This window comes from Pseudovibrio sp. POLY-S9 (genome assembly GCF_001431305.1).
Taxonomy (GTDB): Bacteria; Pseudomonadota; Alphaproteobacteria; order Rhizobiales; family Stappiaceae; genus Pseudovibrio.
Genome location: NZ_LCWX01000191.1, coordinates 23256 through 28557, shown reverse-complemented (window position 1 = coordinate 28557; position 5302 = coordinate 23256). Strand labels below are relative to the sequence as shown.

General features: G+C 50.1%; 6 protein-coding genes. All 6 read right to left on the bottom strand.

The genetic code is table 11. From position 1 onward, the window contains the following. Positions 1-79: 79 nt before the first annotated feature. Positions 80-742: an NAD-dependent epimerase/dehydratase family protein gene (locus tag PPL9_RS18510; RefSeq protein WP_057464071.1), complete on the bottom strand. Its 663-nt coding sequence runs from the start codon at positions 740-742 to the stop codon at positions 80-82. 124 nt (positions 743-866) lie between these two features. Then, a complete protein-coding gene (locus PPL9_RS18505; protein ID WP_057464070.1) occupies positions 867-1313 on the bottom strand; it encodes a DUF4268 domain-containing protein in 447 nt (148 codons plus the stop codon). Between the two features lie 94 nt (positions 1314-1407). Continuing rightward, complete coding sequence (gene groL, locus PPL9_RS18500; protein WP_057464069.1) at positions 1408-3060, bottom strand: chaperonin GroEL; 1653 nt, start codon at positions 3058-3060, stop codon at positions 1408-1410. Positions 3061-3124: 64 nt separating this feature from the next. Beyond that, complete coding sequence (groES, locus tag PPL9_RS18495) at positions 3125-3412, bottom strand: co-chaperone GroES (protein WP_057464068.1); 288 nt, start codon at positions 3410-3412, stop codon at positions 3125-3127. A gap of 480 nt (positions 3413-3892) precedes the next feature. Continuing rightward, complete coding sequence (locus PPL9_RS18490; protein ID WP_057464067.1) at positions 3893-4468, bottom strand: hypothetical protein; 576 nt, start codon at positions 4466-4468, stop codon at positions 3893-3895. Positions 4469-4642: 174 nt separating this feature from the next. Further along, on the bottom strand, positions 4643-5302 hold a 660-nt coding region (locus PPL9_RS33490; protein ID WP_208989474.1), incomplete at its 5' end, for a sigma 54-interacting transcriptional regulator.

Genomic DNA, 5302 nt, shown 5'->3' with positions numbered 1-5302 from the left:
GTCGCTCCGCCAGCTGCCCGTGTACGTGGACATAGGATTAGTATGGCGGGTGATTTGGGCGAGGGGGATAAGATTCTGCTCAGCCAGCCCTCTTGGCAATCTCGTCGCCTTGCAGAATGCTGAAACCATTCCCGCCTTCAAGTGCACCGGCAACAAGTGCGCGTGCAACTGCTGCCCCCTCAATTGGACGATATTTGCGCAAAGGGCCTTTAAAGAGAAACGAAAGCCGTGGCAGCACCGACGCGGCAAGCCCCTCAGCAAAGCGTTGTTCCTGACGCTCACCAAGCAACAAAGACGGTCGGAACACTTTTGTGCAAGCATAAGACAACCCACGAACCGCCTCTTCAAGCTCCCCTTTGACCTTCAGATAGGAGTTGGAACTGCCCGCTGCTGCACCAATCGAAGAAACCATGAGAAACTGCTCAGCACCTGCTTCACGTGCCAACCGTGTAAGGTCGTAGGCAAGCTGGAAGTCAATCGCGTAAAACGCTTCTTTTGAGCCGGCTGCCTTCAGCGTGGTCCCCAGACAGCAGAACACATCCGTCACGTTCATTGGCAGTTGAAGGCTGGAAAAATCGCTGAAATCGGTCAGATGCAAACGAAGCTTATCATCTTCAATCGCTGGATCTTTGCGCACAACTGCATGAACCTCGTCATACGCCTCACTGGCAAGCAGCAGCCGAACCACCTCAGAACCAATCAGCCCAGTTGCACCAAAGACCATCGCCACACGATTTTTCATAGGAAATTTCTCCGATTATCAGCCAAAGCAGATTGGTAGATCAGGGTGAGAGTTTAAAACTCGAGCAAATTGAAGCCTAATGCAAAAAATAAGAGCACCATTTCAGGTGCTTTCATTTCGATTGCTATTTGGGAATGGCAGAGAGCAGCGGGAAGAGTGCCATATGGAAGTTTCCGAGCCAGGTTACATACCAGTCCGCAAGCTCTGGCATTGTCGTGTTGGTGCCAAGATCAACATCTCTCTTCCATAACACGATGCTGCAATATCGAGCATGTTCAGCAGGGTCCCAATCAAGTGATGCACCGATCTCTGTCTCTACATGTTCTTTTTGGCGTAGCAGTTCTTTGAAGTAGGCCTCGCCGGGCTCATTCCGAAAGTTGATCATAACTTTCGCGCAGTTTTCTTCATCCAGGTAATGGAGACTCAGATAGGCGTTCGGTATGCCAAATTTGATGTCGTAGTAACTTCCGTCAGGAACATTATTTCTCAGTTTAATCGGCAGTTTAGTGTCAGACATCTGGTCTTTGACTGCTTGCCAAATATCATGATGTTTTTGTTTTAGTTCACTCATGAGTTGTTTTTTCCTAGCTGAAGCTGTTTGTGACAATGCAAAAAAGGGCACCCCGAAGGATGCCCTAATTCGTTTAAGCGTTGGTTGGCTTGGCTTAGAAGCCCATGCCGCCCATGCCGCCCATGCCGCCGTCCATAGGAGGCATTGCTGGGCCAGCGTCTTTCTTAGGCAGTTCAGCTACCATTGCTTCGGTAGTGATCAGCAGGCCTGCAACAGATGCTGCGTCCTGAAGAGCTGTACGAACAACCTTGGTTGGATCGATGATGCCAGCTTCAATCATGTTGACGTATTCTTCGGTCTGGGCATTGAAGCCGAAGGTTTCGTCAGCAATGTTGTCCTGGATCTTGCCAGCAACGATGGAACCTTCAACGCCGGAGTTTTCAGCGATCTGGCGAAGTGGAGCTTCAAGAGCGCGCAGAACGATCTTGATACCAGCTTCAATGTCAACGTTCTCGGAAGATACTTTCTCAACAGCAGCTTTTGCACGAAGAAGAGCACAACCACCACCTGGTACGATACCTTCTTCAACAGCAGCGCGTGTTGCGTTCAGGGCATCGTCGATGCGGTCTTTTTTCTCTTTAACTTCTACTTCAGTTGCACCACCAACGCGGATAACTGCAACACCGCCAGCAAGCTTAGCAAGACGTTCCTGCAGCTTTTCGCGGTCGTAGTCAGAAGAAGTTTCTTCGATCTGAGCTTTGATCTGGGAAACGCGTGCTTCGATGTCAGCTTTTTCGCCAGCACCATCAACAATGGTGGTGGTTTCCTTGGTGATGTTCACTTTGTCAGCAGTGCCGAGCATGTCAACAGTCACGTTTTCCAGCTTGATGCCGAGATCGTCGGAGATCACGGTACCACCGGTCAGGATAGCGATGTCTTCAAGCATTGCTTTACGACGGTCACCGAAGCCAGGAGCTTTAACAGCAGCAATCTTCAGGCCACCACGCAGTTTGTTCACTACGAGAGTTGCCAGTGCTTCACCTTCAACATCTTCAGCGATGATGATGAGTGGGCGGGAAGACTGAACAGCGCTTTCAAGGATTGGAAGCATTGGCTGCAGGTTGGAAAGCTTTTTCTCGTGCAGGAGAATGAGTGGCTTTTCCAGGTCTGCAATCATCTTCTCAGCGTTGGTGACGAAGTATGGAGAAAGGTAACCGCGGTCGAACTGCATACCTTCAACAACTTCAAGCTCTGTCTCAAGAGACTTAGCTTCTTCAACGGTGATAACACCTTCGTTGCCAACGCGCTGCATTGCTTCAGCAATGTCTTCACCGATCTGAGTGTCACCGTTAGCGGAGATAGTGCCAACCTGTGCAACTTCGTCAGTAGAAGAGATAGACTTGGAACGGGAAGTCAGGTCTGCAACAGCAGCAGCAGTTGCCATGTCAACGCCGCGCTTCAGGTCCATTGGGTTCATGCCAGCAGCAACGAACTTTGCACCTTCTTTAACGATAGCCTGCGCCAGAACTGTCGCAGTTGTTGTACCGTCACCAGCAATGTCGTTGGTTTTGGAAGCAACTTCACGCACCATCTGTGCGCCCATGTTTTCGAACTTGTCTTCAAGTTCGATTTCCTTCGCAACAGAAACACCGTCTTTGGTGATGCGTGGTGCGCCGAATGCTTTATCCAGAACAACGTTACGACCTTTAGGGCCGAGGGTAACTTTTACAGCGTTTGCAAGGATGTCGACGCCTTTAAGCATCTTATCGCGGGCATCGGAGCCGAATTTGACTTCTTTAGCAGCCATGGTTTTGTCTCACTTAATTCTTGAATAAGAGAAGGGATCGTAGGGTCTCAACAATGGCTTGGAATTAAGCCAGGATACCCATGATGTCGGATTCCTTCATGATCAGCAGGTCTTCGCCGTCGATCTTAACTTCAGTACCGGACCATTTGCCGAACAGAACACGGTCACCAGCTTTAACGTCGATAGCGATCAGCTCACCGTTGTCCTTACGTGCGCCAGCGCCAACAGCGATAACTTCGCCTTCCTGTGGCTTTTCTTTTGCAGTGTCAGGAATGATGATGCCACCAGCTGTTTTTTCTTCAGACTCAATGCGGCGAACGACAACACGGTCGTGTAGCGGACGAAACTTCATAATTGGCTCTTCCTCTCATACGCGAGCGCCCCTTTTAGGCAACGCCCGGACGCGAAGGTTAAAAACTTTGAGAGTGGGTGAAACCTTGCGGGCCCACAGTGATTAGCACTCCCAAAGGCAGAGTGCTAACAACCGTGAAATGATGTAGTTTCACCCTCTGGTATAGTCAAGGAGAGAGCAGCAAAAAAATATTTTGGAGCGCAAAAAATATAGGAATACTGCGAGAAATTGGGGGCAATTTGGGAACAGTCTCAACTCATCCTAGACGAATGGACTGTCTGTGCTGCCTGCACGGGAATTTCCGGAATCAGCGCAAAAGAAAAGCCGGCTTTAAGATTAAAGCCAGCTTTTGAACTTTAACAGGAAGCTTTCAGGTCTTAGAGCGTGTTCCCGAAAAGTGGTTCCGGTTTTTGGATAAGAATACGCGCAAAATTAAAGAGTTAGAGCTTGGTGCGTGAATGCATATGAACGCAACATGCTCTAATTCTGAAGAGGCGCGTCCTTCATGGAAAACGGAAGCTCAAAGCTGCCGGACTTTTCCGAGTTCTCGTCGTTAAACTGCACCTTCAGCACATAGTCTCCAGCTTGCAGCCCTTTAAGGTTGAAGCTCAAAGATGTCTGATACTCGCGGATTTGGTTGAAGCTTGCCGAGTGCAAGGCGGTAAACCCGTCCTGAGAAGCAAGCACCTGACCAGTGGTGTTGCGCAGTTCAAAGTCAACACTCAGATCAATCGCATATGTGCTGCCCATCTCTTTGTAAGAGAAGCCAACAGGCTCAGCATAAACGGTCAATGGATCACCGCTCTGGAACTCTGTCGTCTCCAGAGGCGTGTAAGCCCCATAACTCTCAGCTGGTAGTGCGATGAATTTTGCTGCCGTAAAAGCGAGTGGCTGCTGCTGCCAGGCAATGGTGTAGGCGTCCTGAGCAGCTTTAAAGCCAGCGCTCGGCGCACTCTTGTCTTCAGCAGATGCAGCGCTACCCAACAAAGCAACCGCAAAAATAGAACAGGCTGCAGCTTTTGCGTAAGCTGACATCCCTCTCACTGTAAATGGCATTGTTAGCCCCCTAGAGCCAGCAGAACACAATATCTGCGGCACTCACCTGATTCTTGGCGGTGGTATAGCTCTTAAATCTAAGGGAGACAATACTGCCCCATTTGTTGAGGCAGCTTAGATATGCGTCACGAAGACATTCCTCATGCGATGGTTAAGCAATTACCACGCAATTGATCAGGCACCAGCTCGTTCAGCCCAGGATTGCTTCTTCCGGTAGATGGTCGAGGGGCTGATTTCCAAGGCGGCAGCTGCAAGAGCAATGTTGCCGTCAAAAGTTTCAAGCGTGGTCTCGATAATCTGCTTTTCCTGAAACCACAGCGGTTCGATTGACCGCCCCATGGAAGGCATCGGTTCGCTTGCGCTGAAGGCAATCTCGGAAAGAACAGGAACAGCCTGGTCACGCAGCAAAGGAGAGAGCATGAGTTCAGTGACTTCATCACCGTCATTCATGACCACAAGCTGGCGAATGACATTCTCCAGTTCGCGCACGTTACCCGGCCAGCTGTGCTGCAATAAAAGAGCCTCCGCATAGGTCGAAAAACGCTGAAATCTGCGATTTTCTTCTGCGGCATACTTCTTCAGGAATGTTTGAGCGAGGGAGGGTATATCTTCACGACGCTCACGAAGAGCTGGCAGACGGATCGGCAGCACGTGGAGACGATAGAACAGGTCTTCACGGAAGCGACCTGCAGTGATTTCTGTTTTCGGGTCTCTGTTGGTTGCGCAAATAACGCGCAGATCCAGCGAGCGTGGTTTATGCTCTCCAACCCGTTGAATGGAGCCAGTCTGAAGGAAACGCAAAAGCTTGCTCTGCAGGCAGAGTTCCATTTCACC

Bases quoted from the DNA above. Each gene is read 5' to 3' on its own strand.
- PPL9_RS18510 (WP_057464071.1), bottom strand. From the start codon at position 742: ATGAAAAATCGTGTGGCGATGGTCTTTGGTGCAACTGGGCTGATTGGT.
- PPL9_RS18505 (WP_057464070.1), bottom strand. From the start codon at position 1,313: ATGAGTGAACTAAAACAAAAACATCATGATATTTGGCAAGCAGTCAAA.
- groL (WP_057464069.1), bottom strand. From the start codon at position 3,060: ATGGCTGCTAAAGAAGTCAAATTCGGCTCCGATGCCCGCGATAAGATG.
- groES (WP_057464068.1), bottom strand. From the start codon at position 3,412: ATGAAGTTTCGTCCGCTACACGACCGTGTTGTCGTTCGCCGCATTGAG.
- PPL9_RS18490 (WP_057464067.1), bottom strand. From the start codon at position 4,468: ATGCCATTTACAGTGAGAGGGATGTCAGCTTACGCAAAAGCTGCAGCC.